16 protein-coding genes are annotated in these 19,241 nt (G+C 66.7%); 2 read left to right on the top strand and 14 right to left on the bottom strand.

What is annotated here, in order from left to right; all coding sequences use genetic code 11:
* The first annotated feature begins 5 nt into the window (after positions 1-5).
* On the top strand, positions 6-1,832 hold the full coding sequence (glmS, locus tag ACYYG1_RS05585) for a glutamine--fructose-6-phosphate transaminase (isomerizing) (protein WP_461209298.1): 1,827 nt from the start codon (positions 6-8) through the stop codon (positions 1,830-1,832).
* Positions 1,833-1,914: 82 nt separating this feature from the next.
* Here the strand turns inward: glmS and ACYYG1_RS05590 are convergent, their stop codons facing one another.
* From ACYYG1_RS05590 to ACYYG1_RS05655, 14 genes are all read right to left on the bottom strand, one after another.
* On the bottom strand, positions 1,915-2,796 hold the full coding sequence (locus tag ACYYG1_RS05590) for a 1,4-dihydroxy-2-naphthoate polyprenyltransferase (protein WP_461209299.1): 882 nt from the start codon (positions 2,794-2,796) through the stop codon (positions 1,915-1,917).
* 506 nt (positions 2,797-3,302) lie between these two features.
* Positions 3,303-5,267, bottom strand: coding sequence for a response regulator (locus ACYYG1_RS05595; protein ID WP_461209300.1), 1,965 nt, complete (start codon positions 5,265-5,267; stop codon positions 3,303-3,305).
* 123 nt (positions 5,268-5,390) lie between these two features.
* A complete protein-coding gene (gene divK / locus ACYYG1_RS05600; protein ID WP_461209301.1) occupies positions 5,391-5,747 on the bottom strand; it encodes a DVU0259 family response regulator domain-containing protein in 357 nt (118 codons plus the stop codon).
* Positions 5,748-5,833: 86 nt separating this feature from the next.
* Positions 5,834-6,187, bottom strand: a complete 354-nt coding sequence (divK, locus tag ACYYG1_RS05605; RefSeq protein ID WP_461209302.1) for a DVU0259 family response regulator domain-containing protein — start codon at positions 6,185-6,187, stop codon at positions 5,834-5,836.
* Positions 6,188-6,249: 62 nt separating this feature from the next.
* Complete coding sequence (locus ACYYG1_RS05610) at positions 6,250-7,167, bottom strand: universal stress protein (RefSeq protein ID WP_461209303.1); 918 nt, start codon at positions 7,165-7,167, stop codon at positions 6,250-6,252.
* A gap of 68 nt (positions 7,168-7,235) precedes the next feature.
* Complete coding sequence (gene hmcF / locus ACYYG1_RS05615; RefSeq protein WP_461209304.1) at positions 7,236-8,624, bottom strand: sulfate respiration complex iron-sulfur protein HmcF; 1,389 nt, start codon at positions 8,622-8,624, stop codon at positions 7,236-7,238.
* Positions 8,625-8,664: 40 nt separating this feature from the next.
* Complete coding sequence (hmcE, locus tag ACYYG1_RS05620; protein ID WP_461209305.1) at positions 8,665-9,342, bottom strand: sulfate respiration complex protein HmcE; 678 nt, start codon at positions 9,340-9,342, stop codon at positions 8,665-8,667.
* Between the two features lie 34 nt (positions 9,343-9,376).
* Entirely contained in the window at positions 9,377-9,520 is a 144-nt protein-coding gene (hmcD, locus tag ACYYG1_RS05625) for a sulfate respiration complex protein HmcD (RefSeq protein ID WP_461209306.1), read from the bottom strand.
* A 12-nt stretch (positions 9,521-9,532) separates the two neighbouring features.
* On the bottom strand, positions 9,533-10,702 hold the full coding sequence (hmcC, locus tag ACYYG1_RS05630) for a sulfate respiration complex protein HmcC (RefSeq protein ID WP_461209307.1): 1,170 nt from the start codon (positions 10,700-10,702) through the stop codon (positions 9,533-9,535).
* Positions 10,702-11,778, bottom strand: coding sequence for a sulfate respiration complex iron-sulfur protein HmcB (gene hmcB / locus ACYYG1_RS05635; RefSeq protein ID WP_461209308.1), 1,077 nt, complete (start codon positions 11,776-11,778; stop codon positions 10,702-10,704). The genes hmcC and hmcB overlap by 1 nt, the downstream gene beginning before the upstream one ends.
* A 34-nt stretch (positions 11,779-11,812) precedes the next feature.
* Positions 11,813-13,432 (bottom strand): sulfate respiration complex hexadecaheme cytochrome HmcA, encoded by a 1,620-nt coding sequence (gene hmcA / locus ACYYG1_RS05640; RefSeq protein WP_461209309.1) that lies wholly within the window; start codon positions 13,430-13,432, stop codon positions 11,813-11,815.
* 479 nt (positions 13,433-13,911) lie between these two features.
* Positions 13,912-14,367, bottom strand: a complete 456-nt coding sequence (locus tag ACYYG1_RS05645; RefSeq protein WP_461209310.1) for an RrF2 family transcriptional regulator — start codon at positions 14,365-14,367, stop codon at positions 13,912-13,914.
* A gap of 210 nt (positions 14,368-14,577) precedes the next feature.
* Positions 14,578-15,111 (bottom strand): RrF2 family transcriptional regulator, encoded by a 534-nt coding sequence (locus ACYYG1_RS05650; RefSeq protein WP_461209311.1) that lies wholly within the window; start codon positions 15,109-15,111, stop codon positions 14,578-14,580.
* A gap of 57 nt (positions 15,112-15,168) precedes the next feature.
* A complete protein-coding gene (locus ACYYG1_RS05655) occupies positions 15,169-17,340 on the bottom strand; it encodes a PAS domain S-box protein (protein WP_461209312.1) in 2,172 nt (723 codons plus the stop codon).
* Between the two features lie 617 nt (positions 17,341-17,957).
* Between ACYYG1_RS05655 and ACYYG1_RS05660 the strand changes: the two genes are divergently transcribed.
* The gene (locus ACYYG1_RS05660; RefSeq protein ID WP_461209313.1) at positions 17,958-19,031 is read left to right on the top strand and encodes an isocitrate/isopropylmalate dehydrogenase family protein; all 1,074 of its coding nucleotides are present in this window, start codon (positions 17,958-17,960) and stop codon (positions 19,029-19,031) included.
* Positions 19,032-19,241: the final 210 nt, after the last annotated feature.

Consider the following 19,241-nt stretch of genomic DNA (forward strand, 5'->3'; position numbering starts at 1 on the left):
TTTCTATGTGCGGCATCATCGGCTACGCCGGGCACCGGCCCGCGGTGCCCCTCCTCATGGAGGGGCTGAAGCGTCTTGAATACCGGGGCTACGATTCCTCGGGCGTGGCCTTCATACAGGGCAGGGAGCTGGAGCTCCTGCGCGCCGAGGGCAAGCTCAGCGAGCTGGAGGCCAAGATCAACGGCCGCGACGTGCTCATGGCCACCAGCGGCATCGGCCACACCCGCTGGGCCACCCACGGGGTGCCCGTGGAGCGCAACGCCCACCCCCACAAGGACAACGCGGGCCGCCTGGCCATGATCCACAACGGGATCATCGAGAACTTCCAGGAGCAGAAGGACTGGCTCAGCGCCAAGGGCTACACCTTCGCCTCGGAGACGGACACCGAGGTCCTGGTGAACCTCATCTCCGAGGGCATGAAGGAGAAGGACGGCGTGGTCCTGGAGGCCCTGGCCTGGGCCCTGGCCCGCGTGGAAGGGGCCTACGCCCTGGCCCTGATCTGCCTGGACGAGCCCGGCGTGGTCTACGCGGCGCGCCAGTCCAGCCCCCTGGTGTTCGGCGCGGGCGTGGGCGAGAACTTCGTGGCCTCGGACATCCCGGCCTTCTTGAACTACACCCGCGACGTGGTCTTCCTGGACGACGGCGAACTGGTGCGCATGGATGCGGGCTCCTGGCAGGTCTTTGATGCCGCCACCCTGGCGCCCCTGGAAAAGGCCGTGCAGCACATCGAATGGGACGTGCAATCTGCCCAGAAGGGCGGGCACAAGCATTTCATGATCAAGGAGATTTTCGAGCAGCCCAAGGTGGTGGCCGACTGCCTGGCCGGCCGCCTGGACGCGGCCAAGGGCGTCATCCGCCTGCCCGAGCTGGAGGGCCTGGCCGCGCCCAAGCGCCTGCACATCGTGGCCTGCGGCACCTCCTTCCACGCCGGGCTGTGGGGCATGAACCTCATCGAGTCCTGGGCGCGCATCCCCGTGCGCGTGGAGATCGCCTCGGAGTTCCGCTACCGCGACCTGATCCTGGATCAGGACGACGTGGTCCTGGCCATCAGCCAGTCCGGCGAGACCGCCGACACCCTGGCGGGCATCCGCCGGGCCAAGGAATTGGGGGCCCAGGTCATCGGCCTGTGCAACGTGGTGGGCTCGTCCGTGGCCCGGGAGTCGGACCACGTGATCTACACCCAGGCCGGGCCGGAGATCAGCGTGGCCTCCACCAAGGCCATGTGCAGCCAGCTCACGGCCCTGTATCTGCTGGCCTTCCACTGGGGCGCGGCCAAGGGCGCCCTGCCCGCCGAGGTGGCCCAGCGCGGGGTCCAGGCCATGCACGGCCTGCCCGTGCTCCTGGAGGCCGAGCTGCCCGGCATGCGCGACCGGGCCCAGGCCCTGGCCCGCAAGTACGCGGGGGTCAAAAGCTTCATGTACCTCGGCCGGGGCCTGCAATTCCCCCTGGCCCTGGAGGGCGCGCTGAAGCTCAAGGAGATCAGCTACATCCACGCCGAGGGCTACGCCTCGGGCGAGATGAAGCACGGGCCCATAGCCCTCATCGAGCCGGATTTCCCGACCTTCGCTCTGGCCCTGCACGACGGCCTGCTGCCCAAGGTCAAGTCCAACCTGGAGGAGGTCCAGGCGCGCGACGGCCGGATCATCGCCCTGACCAACCCGGGCCTGGACCTGGGCGTGGACGACGCCTGGGAGATCCCCGCGTCCTGGGGCCCGTTGTCCGCCTTCCTGGCGCTCCCTTGCCTGCAGCTCTTCGCCTACGAGGTGGCCGACTACCTGGGCAAGGACGTGGACCAGCCCCGCAACCTGGCCAAGAGCGTCACAGTGGAGTAGGGTGCCTAGAAACCACCCCGCTGAAGGCGGCGAGCGTCAGGTGCACTTATAGGCGGGGCCGTCTTGCGCTGGATGATGCTGGTCAGCCGAGCAGCAGCCCGGCGCTCATGAGCAGGCAGTACAGGGTCAGGACGATGGACGTCTTGCCCAGCATGCGGATGTAGGTCGGCCCGTCTTGTAGTTTGCCCATCATGACGCAGAGCCTGAGGCCCAGGGGCAGGACGGCCAGGGGCAGCAGCAGCCAGGCCGAGCCCAGGAGCAGGGCCATGGCCAGGGCGCAGCCCAGGGCCAGGGCGAACCAGGCCCGGTATTCGAAGCAGGAAAAGCCCCGCCCGAAGCGCACGGCCAGGGTGCGCTTGTCGGCCTTGACGTCCGTCTCCACATCGCGGTGGTTGTTCACCACCAGCAGGTTCGTGTTCAGCGCCCCCACCGCCGTGCCCGCCAAGAGCGCCAGGGTGCTGACCTCCCCCGCCTGCACGAAATACGTGCAGCCCACGGCTATCCAGCCGAAAAAGATCATCACGAATATCTCGCCCAGCCCCAGGTAGGCCAGGGGAAAGGGGCCCGCGGTGTAGCCGTAGCCCAAGAGGATGGACAGCACGCCGATGATGAGCAGCCACCAGCCGCCGTAGGGAATCAGCCCCAGCCCCACGGCAAAGGCCAGGGCGAAGACCCCGGCGGTTATGATCTTCATCCGCTTGAGGGGAATCAGGCCCGAGGCGGTCATGCGCTTGGGGCCCTGGCGTTCCTCGGTGTCCGCGCCCTTTATGAAGTCGTAGTAGTCGTTGGCGAAGTTGGTGCCGATCTGGATCAGCAGGGCGAAGGCCAGGCAGAGGGACGCGGGGATCCACTGGAAGCGCTGGGCCTGGAAGGCCAGCGCGCTGCCCACCAGCACCGGGCCCAGGGCTGCCGGAAGCGTTTTGGGGCGGCTGGCCAGTATCCATAATTTTACGTTGCTGTTCATGGTTTGGCAGAGAGAAGATTTTGGAGTCCGGGGCGAAATGCGTTTGTCCGTGTGTTGTCATCTGCGCCCCAATGGCTGATTGCCGATACTTCGTGCTCCTTGTGACTCGTTTCTCGGGTGCAGTTGTCGTGAATAAACGTTTTCGCGTCAATGAAAACATCCGTGCTCGGATTCAGCATGTGCTGGGCCGGGAGATGGAGAAATTGTGCATTGTGATGGTTGGGGCCGCGTGCCGGGCGAGGTTCGTCGCCCGCTGATCCCCGCCGGGCGGCTGGCCGCGAGCGAGGGGTTCGGGCGCATGCTTTTGGTGGGCCTTGGCCTGGGCCATCTGGGGATTTTTACGGCGGAGTGGGGCGAACGCGGTGACGGGTGGGGGACATTGCCCGCAACGTCGTCCCCCCATGGCGTGGGGACTTGGGTTCCTGCGCCCGGCTCGCGGGCCACGCCGAAGTCGTCGCCGATGTCGCCCCACGGCGGCGGCGCTGGCGCAGGAAGCGTCCTCTTGCCTACGGCGCCTCGGAGGGGCGGACGTCCTCCAGGCGGGTCTTGGCGGATTCGGGCAGCGTCCGGGGCAGGCGGATGGTGAAGGCCGAGCCCTGGCCGGGCTCGGAGCGCACCTCGATGTCCCCGCCGTGGCGGCGGATGGTCTTTTCGGACACGAACAGGCCGAGGCCCGTGCCCTTGCGGCCCTTGGAGGAGAAGAACAGGGTGAACATGCGTTCGCGGGTTTCGCGGTCCATGCCGACGCCGTCGTCCTCCACGCGGAAGGTCAGGTGCGTGGCGTCGCCGGACAGGCCGAAGGTCACGGTGTGCCCGATCTTCTCCGGGTCGCTCCCGCAGGCGTCCACGGCGTTTTCCAGGAAGTTGACCAGGGCCGCGGACAGGGCCTGGGGATCGGCCTCGAAGGTGCCGAGGTCCTGCCCGGGCTCGCGCACGAAGGCCACGCCCGCGCGCGAGGCCTTGGGCTCCACCAGGGCGGCCACGTCGGCGAAGAACCCCCCGGCGTCCACGTCGCACCAGTCCAGGTCGCGGTTCTTGGCGTAGTGCAGCATCTCCAGGACCATGGCCCGGATGCGGCCCACCAGGTCCTTGACCGTCTCCCAGCCCGTCTCCACGCGCTCGGGGTCCTGCTTCCTGAATCCCGAGTCCACGCGGTAGATGCCGCCGTCCAGGGCCGTGAGCATTCCCTTGATGCCGTGGGACATGGACCCGATCATCAGCCCCAGGGAGGCCAAGTGGTCCTGGAGCTGGCGCAGCTGGGTGATGTCCGCGGACATCTCCATGACCTCCGAGACCCGGCCCGAGGCGTCGCGGATGGCCGCCGTGGAGACCAGCACGTTGAACTGCTCCCCGCTTTTGGCCGTGACCACGGTCTCCTTCTGGTGCGAGAGGCCGTCGGCGAAGGACGCGCTCACCGGGCAGCCGTCGCAGGGCTCCCCGCGATGGGTGTAGACTTGGTGGCACAGGGCCCCGTCCGTGTCCGCGCCGAACTGTTCCTTGAAGCGGCGGTTGGCCGCGGTGATGCGGTAGTCCCGGTCCTGCACGGAGATGAAGCAGGGGGCCTCGTCGAAAAGCATCTGGTATTTGGCCCGGGTGGCGCGCAGCTCCTCCTGGAGCCGCTGCACCTCGGTGACGTCCACGCTGATCTCCAGCACCAGGTCCACGTCCCCGTCGTGGTCCAGGATGGGGGCCGTGTGCACCAGCACTGGGATGCGCGCCCCGTCCGGCGCCTTCAGGGTGCGGCGCACGCGCTGGCCCTTGCCCGTGGCGAAGGTCCGGCCCACCGGGCAGCCCGCGTCCTGGTCCGAGGGGTCGGTGTAGGGCTCCCAGCTGTTCTTGCCCACCATGTCGCCCAGGCGGTCGCGGTGCAGCTGGTTGGCGGCCACGATCTCCAGGTAGGCGTTGTGCACGGACACGAAGCAGGGCAGCATGTTGAAGGCCCCGGCCCCGTCCTCCACGTCCGAGGCCAGGCCCCTGAGGGCCCCGGCGAAGCAGTCCACCACCTGGTTCACGGCGGTGCGCCGCTCCAGCTCCACGATGCGGGCGCTCTTCTCGTCCACCAGGTGTTCCAGGTTCTCGGTGTAGCGCCGCAGCTCCTCGCGCATGGCGATCTTGTCGCGCACGCGCACCAGGGCCATCTCCAGGACCTGGTCGTTGATGGGCTTGGTCACGAAATCAGCCGCCTCGGCCTTGAGGCTTTCGATGGCCAGGTCCAGGTCGCCGTGGCCCGAAATCATCACCACCTCGGTGTCCGGGCTGGCGGTCTTGACGCGCTTGAGGAGTTCGATGCCGTTCATCACGGGCATCTTGATGTCCGTGAGCACGATGGAGGGGGCGTGTTCGGCGAAGACTTCCAGGGCCTGGGCCCCGTTTTCCGCGGTCAGGACCTCGTAGCCCAGGTCGGCCAGGGAAAGGCCCAGGAAGGTGCGGATTCCCTCTTCGTCGTCCACCAGGAGAATCTTGTTGTTCATGCCTGCCCCGTGCTGGGTTGGCGTGCAGGAGTGCGGTTCGCGGGGCGTGCGCGAGGGCCCGCGGCTGCGCGCGGTGTGGCGGAAGGGCCGCGCGGCCGGGGAGCCCCGGCCGCGCGCAACAGGTTATTCTCCCAAGGCGTCCCGGACTATGCCCAGGACCTCGTCGGGGTTGAACGGCTTGTTGATGGTGGCCACGGCCTTCTTGATGGCCAGGTGGATGCCGGACAGCCCGCTGATGACCACCACCGGGGTGTCGCTGAACCTCGGCAGCTTGCTCATCCTGCGGTAGAACCTGGGGCCCCATTCCTTGGGCATTTCCAGGTCCAGGGTCACGAGGTCGGGCTCCTCGCGCTGCAGCACCTCCAGGGCGCTGTCGCCGTCGGAGGCCTGACAGGTTTCGTAGCCGTTGTCGGTGAAAATGGTGACCAGGTACTCGACGATGTCCCTGTCGTCATCGACGACCATAATCTTCTTGGACATGGGTCATTCTCCTCCCGGTACGGTTGCCTGGCGGCGGTGGGCGCGGGGTCGCGCCTCCATTCGCCAGAAGGCGTGTATGGGAACCGCTACGCGCCCAGCACGTCCCTCACGATGCCCACGAGCTCGTCGGGGTCGAAGGGCTTGGTCAGGCTGGCCACGGCCTTGGGCACGGCGTACTTGTTGCCCGCCAGCCCGCTGATGACGATGACGGGAATGTGCTTGTACTCCGTGCTCTTGGACAGCTTGCGGTAGAATTTCGGCCCCCACTCGTCGGGCATCTCGATGTCCAGGGTGATGAGGTCCGGGGCCTCGGACTGCACGACGTCCATGGCCTGGGAGCCGTCGGCGGCCGAGCAGGTCTGGTAGCCGTTGTCCGTGAAGATGTCGGTCAGATACGTCACGATATCGGGGTCGTCGTCTATGATCATGATCTTGGGCATGGAAGCCTCTCCTTGGTCCGGCGCGATTATCCCGGGCGCGCCGGTTCCGGTTGCTGTTGCGCTCAGATTTTGTCCGATCGGCTGACGCTGACCACGGGGCAGGTGGCGCGCAGGATGACCTGCTCCATGGTGCTGCCCATGCGCGCGGCCTCGATGTCCGGGTCCGCGGCGTGGTGCGCCAGCACGATGAGGTCCGCCTGCCTGTCGCGGGCGAATTTCACGATTTCCACGTAGGGAGTGCCTTCCCAGACGTCGATGTCCCAGTTCTTGAAGTCCCCGGGGATGGCCGAGCCGTACACGGCGTGCATGCGCTTGCGGGACTCGATGATGCGGTCCTCGATCTCGTCCTGGTCCATCTCCCGGCCCTGGGCCAGGGCGGAGATGTCCACGCAGTGGAAGAGATGCAGCTCGCAGTCCAGGTCGCGGGCGGTCTTCAGGGCGAAGGAGAAGGCGCTGTCCGCGGGCTTGGAGAAGTCCGCCGCGAAGACCACGTTGCTGAACCCGCCCCAGTAGGAGGCGCTGGGCCGGTGCACCGAGAGCACGGGGCAGCGGGCGGCCTTGGCCACGCGCTGCAGGGTGCTGCCGGCGATGCCCCGGCGGTAGAACTTGCCTTCCTCGCCCCGGGTGCTGGCGCCCATGACCACCAGGTCCGCCCCCATGGAGCGCGCCTGGCGCAGGATCTCGCGGTGCGGGTAGCCCGTGACGATCTCGATACGGCAGGCCCTGGCGCAGGCGGCCAGCTGCTTCTCATAGTAGCTGGTGATCTCCTCGCGGATCAGGTCCAGGTAGTTCTCGTCGACGTCCACCTCGTCGCCGGTGCGCACGTCCTTGACCACCTGGCTGTAGGCGCGAGTGGGCACGCCCGTGACGTGCAGGACCACGAGTTCCGCGTCGTAGCGCCCGGCCAGGTCGAAGGCCACCCGGGCCGCGTCGTCGCAGGCCGGGGAGGCGGATGTGGCGAACAGGATCTTCGTAAACATGTCTCACCTCACGCTTGGAGCTCTGAGCGCGCCGCGCACGCGGCGCGCCCCGTTCGTTGCCTGGCCGGTCATTCCTGGGGCTTGAGGTGCTCGGGCACCTCGACCATCTTGATCAGCAGGGGCTTGAGGAAGGTCCAGCGGATGCCGATCTCGTATTCTTCCTCCAGGTCGCGGATGGCGTCCCAGCAGTTGTGGCAGGGCGCGATGACCAGCTTGGCCCCCGTGGCCAGGATCTGGTCGCGCTTGGTGCGCAGGGCCACGTTGCGCTGGGCGCGGTACTTGCCGATGCCGTTGAACCCGCCGCCGCCGCCGCAGCAGTAGTTGTATTCCTTGTTGTTGGGCATCTCCACGAAGTACCCGGGCTCCACGATGTGGCTGATGATCTCGCGGGTGGCCATGACCAGGCCGTTGTTGCGCACGTAGTTGCAGGAGTCCTGGACGGTCACGAGCTCCTTGATGCGCTTGGCCGGGTCGATCTTCAGTTTGCCCTCGCGCAGGGCCTCGGCCACCCATTCCACGTAGTGGATGTACGGGGCCGGGGGCGCGCCGTCCTCGCGGCCGCACCAGTAGGGGCCCTCCACCACAGTGGCGCGGTGGGCGTGGCCGCATTCCGTGCCGATGACCCGCTTGGGCTTCAGGCGCTCGATGGCGTCGTACACGGTCTGCACCTGCATCTTGCAGGCTTCCCAGTCCCCGGCGAACATGGCCAGGGAGGTCTGCTCCCAGCCCTCGCTGGGCACGGTCCAGTTCTCGCCCGCCAGGTGGAAGAGGATGGCGGCCTCGGCCACGTCCTCGGGGTAGTGCTTGGGCTCGCGGGCGTTGCAGGTGTAGAGGATATCCGCACCTTGTTTGTCCACGGGGATCTCCAGGCCGGGGTAGTCTTCCTCGTTCTCCTCGGCCATCCACTCGCAGGTCTCCACCCAGTCCTCGGAGGTCACGTCCATCTGGGCCCGGTACACGCGGTGCATGCCCGCGCCGATCTTCATCTCCCAGGGCACGAACCCCTGGGAATAGAGCAGGCCGCGGGTGTAGGAGATCATCTGGCCCACGTCGATGCCGTGGGGGCAGTACTGGGCGCAGCGCGAGCAGCAGGTGCACTGGGACCAGCAGACGTCCATGGCGTGGCGCATGAACTCGTTGTCCACCTTGCCGTTCTTGCGCAGCATCTCGCCCAGGGTCGTCTGGATCTTGTAGGACGGCACCTGCTTGGGGTCGCGGTCGTTGCAGCGGTAGATGAAGCAGCTGTCCGCGCACAGGCCGCAGCGGGCGCAGATGTCCAGCCAGGTGCGGTTGCGGGACTTGCACGTGGCCTTGAGGCGCTGGGCCAGCGCCTCGCTGTCCACGTCCAGGGACTTCATCTCTTCGTAGTATTGCGTCCCCCGGGTGTCGGAGAGGAGCTCCAGGAGCGCCTCCTCGGTCTGGATGGGGGTCTTGTTGCAGTATTTCCCTTCGGGCATGGGATTCTCCTTACCTTGCCGGCGATGTGCGTTTTATGTCCTACCAGACGATGCCGCGGCCGTGCTGTCCGCCGCGCTTGATGCCGAAGTCCATGCCCAGCTGCGCGCGGGAGCAGAAGAACAGCACCACGTGCGAGAGCTTGGTGAAGGGAATGGCCAGGAGCATCGCGTGTCCGGAGATGATGTGCGCCAGAAGCCAGGTCTCGTAGCCGGGCAGGTGCAGCCTGCAGGCCAGGCCCGTGATGAAGGGCGCCATGGTCAGGGCCAGGATCAGGTAGTCCTGGGCCGTGGTGATGATGCGCACTTCGGGCAGCACGATGCGCCGCAGGATGAGCAGGATGCCCGCCACGAGCATGGCGATGCTCAGCCCGTCGGCCAGGGTGGCGGGCATGGCGGGCCAGGCGATGCCCAGGCGCTCGCGCACCACCACGGCGTGGGCCTCCAGGAACAGGGGCACGAACACGATGCCGATGTGGAAGGCGAAGAACAGGATGGTCATGCCCGGCTTCTCGCGCCAGCTGCGGCTGCCGAAGGGCAGCAGCCACCAGCCGATGGACTTCAGCGCCCATTTCAGGCCGCGCCCCATGTGGGGCTTGTAGGCCACCCTGTCGAGCCGCCAGTCGAGGCCCTTGAAGTACGCGGCCACCCGGGCGGCGCAGCCGATGACGAGCACGCTGAAGGTCACCCAGAGCATGGGACCGGTCAGGAAGTTGTACATACGTCTCTCCTCGTATCCTTTGCCGGTTGTCCGGCTAGTACTTGCGCTGCTTTCTGTCCCGTCCGGTGAGGAAGAGCCAGAAGCCGAGCATCCCGACGAGACCGAGCCCCATGAGGGTGTAGGTCCAGCCCTTGGAATAGATCATGAAGTCGACCAGGGTATGGAACGTGTGGTCCATGGCGCACCTCGCTTAGTGTTCGCCCTTGTAATCGGGATGTTCGTAGAAGACGGGCATGTGGGTCACGATGAAGCGGTAGGCCAGGAGCCCCACGGTGACCACGAACACGGACACGCCGATTTCGCCCAGGCTGGGGAAATAGCGGTCGGCCGAGGGCAGCTGCCAGTTGAAGGCCACCAGGGAGACGTTGAAGCGGTTGAGCACGATGCCCAGCACCGTCCACATGGCCGTGACCTTGATGAGCCCGACGTTCCGCTCGCGATAGCCCACGGCGTAGGAGATGGCGGGCATGAGCACGAAGCCCATCAGCTCCACCAGGAACCAGAGGCCCCAGCCCGTGCCCAACAGCGCCCACTTGTTCTCCAGGGCCAGGCCCAGGAGCTTGACCACGATGTAGCCCATCATGATCCAGGAGCAGGCCTTGGCGAAGCCCAGGGCCACGCCCTCGGTCTCCATCCTGTGGGCCTCGTCCATCAGGTGGTGGAACTTCCTGTGGGCCAGGGCGGACTCGAAGAGCACCATGGACATGCCCGCGAACATCGAGCTGACGAAGAAGAACAGGGGCAGGTACGTGGAGTACCACAACGGGTGCAGCTTGTTGGGCGCGATGAGGTACAGGGCGCCCAGGGAGCTCTGGTGCATGGTGGACAGGACCACGCCCATGATGGTCAGGGGGATGGTCCAGGCGTGCACGATGTTGCGCAGCTTCTTCATGCCCAGCCACTCGAAGGCGATGGGCGTGAACTCGATGAACAGCACCGAGAGGTAGATGAACACGCACAGGCCCACCTCGAAGAGCAGGGAGCTGGTGCCCTGGGACCAGAACACCGGGTAGACCAGGCGCCAGGGGCGGCCCACGTCGTAGTGCAGGGCGAAGACCACCAGGGCGTAGCCCAGAAACGCGGTGATCAGCGCGGGCCTGGCGGCGGAGCGGAAGCGCTTGATGCCGAACAGGTAGCAGGCGGCCGTGGTGGTGTAGCCACCGGCGGCCAGGGCCACGCCGCAGAGCAGGTCGAAGCCGATCCAGATGCCCCAGGGGTTGTTGTTGTCCAGGTTGGTGACCGCGCCGAGCCCGCCGTAGAAGCGCATGCCCGTGAGGATCACGCCGATGATGCAGATGATTCCGGCGACCATCAGGAACGGCGTCAGAGCCGAGGCGCCGGGGTTCTTTTCAGCGGGCATCAGGATTCCTCCTCGGGCTGCTGCTGTTCGTCGTCCTCACCGTCCTTGGCCGTGAGGGCTTCCTCCACGGCCTTCTTGACCTCCACCTCGATCCTGCGCTTGTTGGCCACCTCGGCCTTCTCCAGCTCGCTGGAGAGCTTGGCCTCGGCCTCGTCGGCGGCCCTGCTCAGGGCGGCGGCCACGGCGTCCTTGCGGGCCTTGTTCTCCAGGCCTTCGCGGGTCTTGTGGATGGAGTAGAGCCCGGCCAGGAGCACGGGCCAGAGGCCCGTGACCACGGGCACGGCGGCCAGGGCCCCGGAGGTCAGCTCGGGGGCGCTGGTCACGCCCAGGTCCTCGGGCAGGCCCAGGTCGGAGAAGGGCGCGCCGGAGATGTACAGCCAGTTGGTGCCGCCCATCTCGGTCTCGCCGTAGATGTGGTCCAGATAGCGGTCCGGGTGGGCCTCGATGCGGCGGCGGGCGTACTTGATGAGCTCGTCGCGGGCGCCGAACCGCAGCGCGCCCTTGGGGCAGGCCTCCACGCAGCCGGGGAGCTTGCCCTCCAGGATGCGGGGGTGGCACATGGTGCACTTGAGCACGCGCGGGGTCAGGGGCTGGTCGTATTCGTAGGCCGGGACGGACCAGGGGCAGGCGATCATACAGTAGCGGCAGCCCACGCAGAGGCTGGCGTCGTAGACCACGGCCCCCTCGGGGGTCTTCTTGAAGGCCTTGACGAAGCAGGCCGAGGCGCAGGCCGGCTCCTGGCAGTGGTTGCACTGCATCTTGCGGAACAGCGGGTGCCCGGGGTTTGCCTTGTTCTCGTAGCGGTTGACCACGGTGTAGGCCTTTTCCGTGGTGCGGCGCTTGGCGTCCAGCACGGTCAGGTCGTCAAAGGGCTTTTCCGGGGCGGGCAGCTGGTTGACCGTGTTGCAGGCCTCTTCGCATTTGCGGCAGCCGATGCACTCGGTGGCGTCGAAGAGCACCGCCTTGGCCCCGGGGTATCCGGTAAAGTGATGGTTCCCCGCTGCCCGGGCCTTGGCGCCCGTGGCGGCCACCGCCGCCGTGGCCCCCACCAGGCCGAGGAACGTTCTGCGTTTCATGGACATGTCGATATCCCTCTCGATCTGGAGTTCCCTACTTCTTGCGTTCCTTGTGGCAGTCGGCGCAGGCCGTGGCCGCGGGCTTTTCCAGGCCCATGGCCGTGTGGCAGCCGATGCACTGCTGGTGATAGGCGGCCTTCAGCCCGGGGCGGTCGCCCGCTGCTGCGTCCCGGGTCCTGCCGTGGCAGCTGGCGCAGCGCGGCGGGGTGGCCGAGGCCGGGCTGTTGTGGTGGCAGCCCTGGCAGAAGGTGGCCTTGGAGGTGTGGAAGGCTGAGGCCAGCTTGCTGGTCTTCACCTTGGCGTACATGGACTCGACGATCTTCCTGTGCGGGAACTCGGCGGGCTCGTAGCGGTCCGCCAGGTCGGCGATGGCGACCTTCTCGGGGATTTCGTCCAGGGCGGGCAGGCCCGGGGCGGCCTTCTCCGCCTGGAGCATGGCCGCGGCCATTGCGCTCTTGTCGTCCTTGCTCATGGTCTTGAGCATGGTGGTGTCCACGGGCGTCCCGCCGTCGGTGTGGCACACGGCGCAGGATTCCTTGGCCTCGGGGGCCTTGGGCATCTGCGTATGGCAGCCCGCGCAGTCCTTGGCCGCGGTGCGCCGGGCGTGGCAGCCCACGCAGCTCTGCGGCGCGTCCGGGGCGTGCATGGCCTGCTCCAGGGTCACGAAGCCGCCCTTTTCCGCACCGTCCTGGGTGTGGCATTCCTGGGCGCAGGACTTCATGGCCTTGTGGTGGCAGTCGCTGCAGTTCTCCACGGCCTGTTCGTGCAGCTTGTGGTCGAAGGCCACGGGCCGCATCATGGCCTTGGATTCGCGGTCCAGGGCCTTGGCGTCGGCCACGGCCAGGAACGCGGCGTCGGGCTGGCCCCTCTTGAGGCGGGGCACGTCCTTGACGACTTCGAACTTGGCCTGGGCGGCCTCGGTGTGGCAGCCCTCGCAGGTGGCGGGGCCGGCCTTGGCGCCCTGGGCGGCGATGTTCACGTGGCAGCTCACGCAGGCCGTGTGCGAGGCCGTGCGCAGGTCCTTCACGTCACCCTGGGGCTTGTCCGTGTGGCAGTAGCCGCAGGATTCTTCCTCGCCCTTGGCCGGAACGATCTTCTTGGCGGCCTCGTCGTACTTGTGGTGGCAGGCCGCGCAGTTGTCCTCCTGGCCGTTCTTGGGGATCAGGCCGGAGGCGATGTGGCGGTAGTGCAGGGACTTGCCCAGGCGGATGGCGCGCCAGGACGAGGGCTCCCCGCCGCCGTCGTGGCAACTGCGGCAGGACACGTCGGTGGGACCGGAGTCCTTGCCCGCCGCGGCCGTGTCCCTATGGCAGCCGATACAGCCCGCGTGGTAAATCTCTTTGACGGCGGCCTTGCCCTGGTCCTTGATGCCCTTGAACCGGGTGGACAGGCGGTCCTTCTCGGTCTCGTGGCAGGTGGAGCAGTCCTTGCCCTGCTCCTGGAGGGCCTTGGTGTGCCTGTCGTGGGAGAATCCCACGGCCTTTTCCTCGAGCTTGCCGTAGGCCGAGAGCGAGTCGATGACGATGTGGTCGGCCCGCGGCTCACCCGCGGCGGGCTGCTTGGCCCCGCCCATGGCCTCGATCCCGCTCAGGGAGAAGGCTGCCAGGAGCGCGGCTACGGCGGCCCAACGCAGCAGGAATCTACCCTTCTTCATGCTATGTCCCTCATTGGCTGAGCTGAAAGAGAATGGTCTCGGCCGGGGGGAATCCCTGCGTATCGCGTGGCCGGTGGAGCGGCTATCCCTGCGGAGCCCGATGCTCCTGAACCACCGCGCCGCTCCAGCGGCCGCGCGAAAAACGCCAACATCCCTGAACAATGTGAAAAATTCCCCATTTTCGGCCTTTGCCTGTGGCTAATTGGTAGTTTCGCCATACAATTCAGCATGTTAAGACAACCAATTAAAACCTCCTCGGAGGGTATAGAATCAATTTATACCAGTCAAGGAGGAAATGCTAAAAATTGCACAAGGGGGGTTGGTTTCCAAGAAAATTTGAACAGATAAATCTGAGAATACAGCTATATAGCTATGATAAAAAAATCAGTCTTGTGAGGTATGAAATAACGGAGTGCCCGGGCCGGAAAACCGGCCCGGCAGGGGGGCGGAATGCGTATGCGGAAGGGGCGCCGTCCGGCCTACAGGACGGTGTCCTTGAGGCAGCAGGCCGGTCGGTTGCAGGAACGGGCCTCGGCCACCAGCTCGGAGAAGGGGATGGAGTCGAGCTTGGCGAACAGCGCCTGGGCCGCTTCGACCCAGACCCTGCGCGTGAGGCACAGGTCGTCCACGCGGGCGGGCACCACGGTCACGTCCTCGGTGATTTCCGTGAGGTGGCTCCTGCCCTCCAGGACGCGCACCAGGTCGCCCACGCTGATGTCCTCCAGGGGACGCGCGATGAGGTGCCCGCCCTTGGGGCCGCGCCGGCTTTCGATGAACCGGGCGTCCCGCAGCTTGCGGATGAGCTTTTCAAGATATTTGACCGAGATGCCTTGCCTGCGGGAAATGTCGCGGATGCGTACCGGGCCTTCGTCGCAGTGCAGGGCGATGTCCAGGAACATCTTGGCGCCGTAACGGCTCTTGGTGGTCAGACGCATGATAGCCACTCGGGTTGGCTAGGCGTGGCGGCGGATTGCGGTGGAGCCGCCTGGGGCGGCCGGGTGGTGGGAATGCGACGCCGTCCCGCGTTTGTATACCTAAACGGTATGGAAAACTCCGGCACAAGTCAAGGGCTTGTGCCAGATTGGACATGGCCCGCCGCAAGGCCGCCGGACCAGCGCCCGAGCCCGGGCCGGCGGCCTTGCGGGCTACGGATGCCGGAAGGCCCCGGCCATCTCCTGGGCCGTGTTCGCGCGGGGCTCCCTCTTGGGGCCGCTCGGCGGGGCCTGCAGGGTGGAGAGGAAGTCCGGGATCACCGTCTGCCCGATGTCGTAGCTCCGTATCTCCTCCACGAGGTCCGCGAAGGAGATGGTGTCCAGCCTTTCGAACATGGCCTTGGCCGCCTCATGCCAGACGCGCCGCGCCAGGCACAGGGGCTCGTTGGCGCAGGAGGCATCGCTGGTGTTGCATTCAACGAGCTTGCCGTCGCCCTCCAGGCGGCGCACCACCGCGCCCACGCTGATCCGTTCCGGGGGCACGGCCAGGGTGTGTCCGCCCTTGGGGCCCCGCTTGCTGGCGATGAATCCGGCGTCCTTGAGGACGCGGATGAGCTTTTCCAGGTATTTCACCGACAGTCCCTGGCGCTCGGCCACGTCCTTGATGCGTACCGGCCCGTCCTGCGCGTGCAGGGCGATATCCAGCATCATCCGGGTTCCGTACCGGCTTCTGGTTGAGATTCGCATACTCGCTCCGTTGTTTCTGTGCGCATGTGCGCGCGCTTCCGGCCGGGCCGGGCGCGCCTAGGACCAGTCCGGCACCGAGCGTCCCAAATCGCCCGCCGCCGGAAACTCGATACAGAAGCGCGCTCCGCCCGAAGGCACCGATTCCGCGCGGATCACGCCCTGATGGTCCTTGATTATTCCATAGCTGATGGACAGGCCGAGGCCCGTGCCCTTGCCGACCTCCTTGGTTGTGAAGAACGGTTCGAACAGCTTGTCGGCGATTCCCGGGGGGAATCCCGTGCCCGTATCCTCCACGCAGGCCCGCACGCTTCCCCCGGCCACGGCGGTGGTGATGGTCACCGCGTCGGGGCCGGAGCGTTCGGGAATGGTGCGGCGGCGCTCCTCGATGGCGTCGCGCGCGTTGATGAGCAGGTTGATGACCACCTGCTCCAGGCGGTTCGGTTCCGCCAGGATGGGCGGCAGGTCCGGATCCAGGTCCCAGCGGACCTCGATGTCGTGGACCTTGAACTGCTGGTCGAATATCTCGAAGGCCTTTTCCAGGACCCGGCCCAGGTGGACCTTCTCCAGCTTGAGGTCCGACTTGTAGCCGAACTCGCGCATGTGCTGGATGATCCGGGAGGCCCGCTCCACGTTGTCGTCTATACCCTGGGCCATCTGCACGAAGGTCGCGTCGTCTATGGCCTCGCTCTTGCGCACCTTGCGCATGAAGAAGCCGGAGATGGTGCGGATGACCGACAGGGGCTGGTTCAGCTCGTGGGCCACGCCCGTGCTCATCTCGCCCAGGGTGGCCATCTTGCTGGCCTGGATGAGCTGCTGCTCGGTCTCCAGGCGCTTGGTGATGTCCCGGGAAATGGCCAGGAGCACGCGGCGGCCTGAATATTCGGCCACGGCGGTCATCACGTCCACCAGGATGATGGCGCCCGCCCTGGTCTTGTGGCGGGCCCTGGGGATGGTCCGGCCGCGGCGCAGGTCGTCCTCGTGCGCGGGGTCGCAGCCGTCGGCGAACAGGTCCGTGAAGCGCATGCCCATGATCTCCTGGCATGCGTAGCCGTACACCGGGGCCACGCTCTGGTTGCAGTCCCGGATGCGGAAGTCCGCCTCGTCCAGCAGGAACACGGGGTTGGGGATGTGGTTGAAGATGGCGTGGTACTTGCGTTCGGACTCCTCCAGCCGCTCCTCCAGGAGCTTGCGGTGGGTGATGTCCAGGCTCATCTCCATGGCCGCCACCACCTCGCCGCGCTCGTTGCGGATGGGCTGGGTGTGCACCAGCCAGTGGGCCGGGGTACCGTCGCGGTTCTGGCCGCATTCCTCGGAATAGCGCGGGATCCCGTCCAGGAACGTGCCCTCCACCGGGCAGTTCTCGCATTTCTCGCTGCGGCCCTTGTAGACCTCGTAGCAGAACTCCCCGGGCCGGGGCGCGAAGCTCTCGGCGAACTCCCGGTTGTACTGCAGCAGCCGGAAGTCCCTGTCCTGCACCGTGATCAGGCAGGGCACGTTCTCGAAAAGGTTTTGGTATTCGTCGCGCTGCCTGTTCAGTTCGGCCTGCTTCTGGGTGATGTCCCGGCCCATCCTGTTGATGGCCGAGACCAGCTGGCCCATCTCCCCCTCCTGGTCCATGCCCTGCAAGGGGATCTCCTCGCCCCGGGCGATGAGGCGGGTGCCCGCGATGAGCTTGCGGATGGGCTGGCGCACGAAGCGCACCACCAGCACCAGCACCAGGTAGGTGGTGACCAGGAAGGCGAAGGCGGCGATGGACAGGCTGTGCATCTCGAAATCGCGCAGGCGCTGGTCCATGGGCGCCAGGGAGAAGACCACGTCCAGGGCCCCCAGGATGGCCTTGTCCGCCGGGTGCACGTGGCAGGACTGCGAGCACGCGGGCTCGTTGTAGATGGGGGTGAGCACCCCGAGGCGGCGTTCGCCCGCCGGGGTGGTGAAGATGCGCGTGCGCTGGTCCAGGGAGATGCGTTCCCGGGGCGGGGAGGAGGCGTGGCAGGGGCCGCAGGCCTCGGCCCGGATGTTGGTCGACTCGCCCACTTCCTCGTAGTGGCTGGAGAACTGGATGGTCCCGGACTTGTCGTAGATGCGCACCCGCTGCACGTCCTTCTGGCGGCTGACGTTCTTGATGATCTGGCGGATGTCGTCGCGGGAGTTGTGGAGCATGGCGTAGTGCGTGGCCAGGCGGATGGTGTCGGACAGCCTGTCCGCGCCCGCCACCTTGTCCTCGATCATGAAGCTTTTCTGAAAACTCGTATTATACCAAGACCATACGGCCATACAGGCGAACAGCGTCAGGCTGACCGCGAGAATGACTTTTGCCAGCAGGCTGTGGCGAAAGCTGGAAATTCGTTCACGCATTCTATGTCCCTCGCCAGAGGGAAAGGTCGAGGATGCCTATTTCTCTACCCTCGTGGAGGGTTTTTAGCAACCTTCTTATGTATCATAGCAAATAAGTGGGTATTACGGAGGCGATCCCGGGCCCGCCCGGCAGGGCCGCGCCGCGTTCGGGCCCGCTTCCGTATTTCATACTCCATACGGGAGATATGCCCTCCGGCAGGGACGCCCGCACTGAATTTTCGGCCCCCGAACAAAACACTACCGCCTGCATAAAGGCCATGGTAGAGGTGACGCTCGTGATTTACGCCCGGTGGACGGGGTTTTCGAACCTGTTGCGATCCTCCGGGCCTGGGCCGGCCCCTCCCTGGGGAGGGCGCGCCGGGATGCCCGTGGCGGACCATGGAATGAGAGAGGGCCGGAGCCGGACCGACTTGTCCGGATTCGGCCCTTTTTTGCCGGTGCGCGGCGGGCCGCCGATGGGGCGAACTTCAACCGACTGATCCGAGGAGCACATGACCACCTACCGTTTAGCGAGCATTCCGGGCGACGGCGTCGGCCCGGAAGTCTGGGCCGCCGCCCAGGCCGTCCTCATGGCCTGCGCGGGCAAATTCTCCTTCACCCTCGACGTCGACACCTACCCCTGGGGCTGCGACTATTGCGTGGAGCACGGCTGTATGATGCCCCACGACGCCCTCGACACCCTGCGCGACAACTACGACGCCATCTTCCTGGGCTGCATGGGCGACCCGACCAAGGTCCCGGACCATGTGTCCATCGACGCCCTGCATTCCATCCGCACCCAGCTGGGCCAGTACGCCAACGTCCGGCCCATCCAGCTCCACGAGGGCGTGGACACCCCGGTGACCACGTGCACCCCCGAGACCGTGAACATGGTGGTGGTGCGCGAGAACACCGAGGGCGAATACGCCCGCCTGGGCGGGCTGTTCTACCCCGAGCAGGAGCACGGCTTCGCCACCCAGCTGGGATTCTTCTCCCGGGTGGGCTGCCGCCGCGTCATGCGCTACGCCTTCGAGCTGGCGCGGGAGCGCAAGAAGGCCGGTGGCCGGGGCCTGGTGACCAGCTGCACCAAGTCCAACTCCCTGAACTATTCCATGGTCTTCTGGGACAGCATTTTCGCCGAGGTGGCCCAGGAGTACCCGGACATCGAGACCAACGCCATGCTGGCCGACGCCCTGAGCATGGTCATGATCCAGGACCCGGGGCGCTTCGACGTCATCGTGGCCTCCAACCTTTTCGGCGACATCATCACCGACCTGGGCTCCGTGCTCCAGGGCGGCATCGGCCTGGCCGCCGGAGCCAACCTGAACCCCGACCGGACCACGCCCTCCATGTTCGAGCCCATCCACGGCTCGGCCCTGGCCCTGGCCGGCAAGAACTGCGTCAACCCCCTGGCCAGCATCGAGTCCGCGCGCCTGATGCTCGACTTCCTGGGCGAGAAGGACGCGGCCGCGGCCATGCTGGCGGCCATCAAGAAGGTCCTGGCCGCGCGCCAGGTGCGCACCGGCGACATGGGCGGGACCAGCACCACCACCGAGGTCGCCGAGGCCGTCATCGCCGCCCTGTAGGCGGGCCTGGAAGGATTCCGAAAACGGGCCGCCGCGCGTCTTGTGCGCGGCGGCCCGCTGTTTTTCGGGCTTCGGATAGGATTGGAGCCGTGGGGGGGGGGGGGGGGGGGGGGGGGGGGGGGGGGAGCAGCAAAGGGGGGGGGGGGGGGGGGGGGGGGGGGGGGGGGGGGGGGGGGGGGGGGGGGGGGGGGGGGGGGGGGGGGGGGGGGG

This window comes from Desulfocurvus sp. DL1XJH-121 (genome assembly GCF_054819825.1).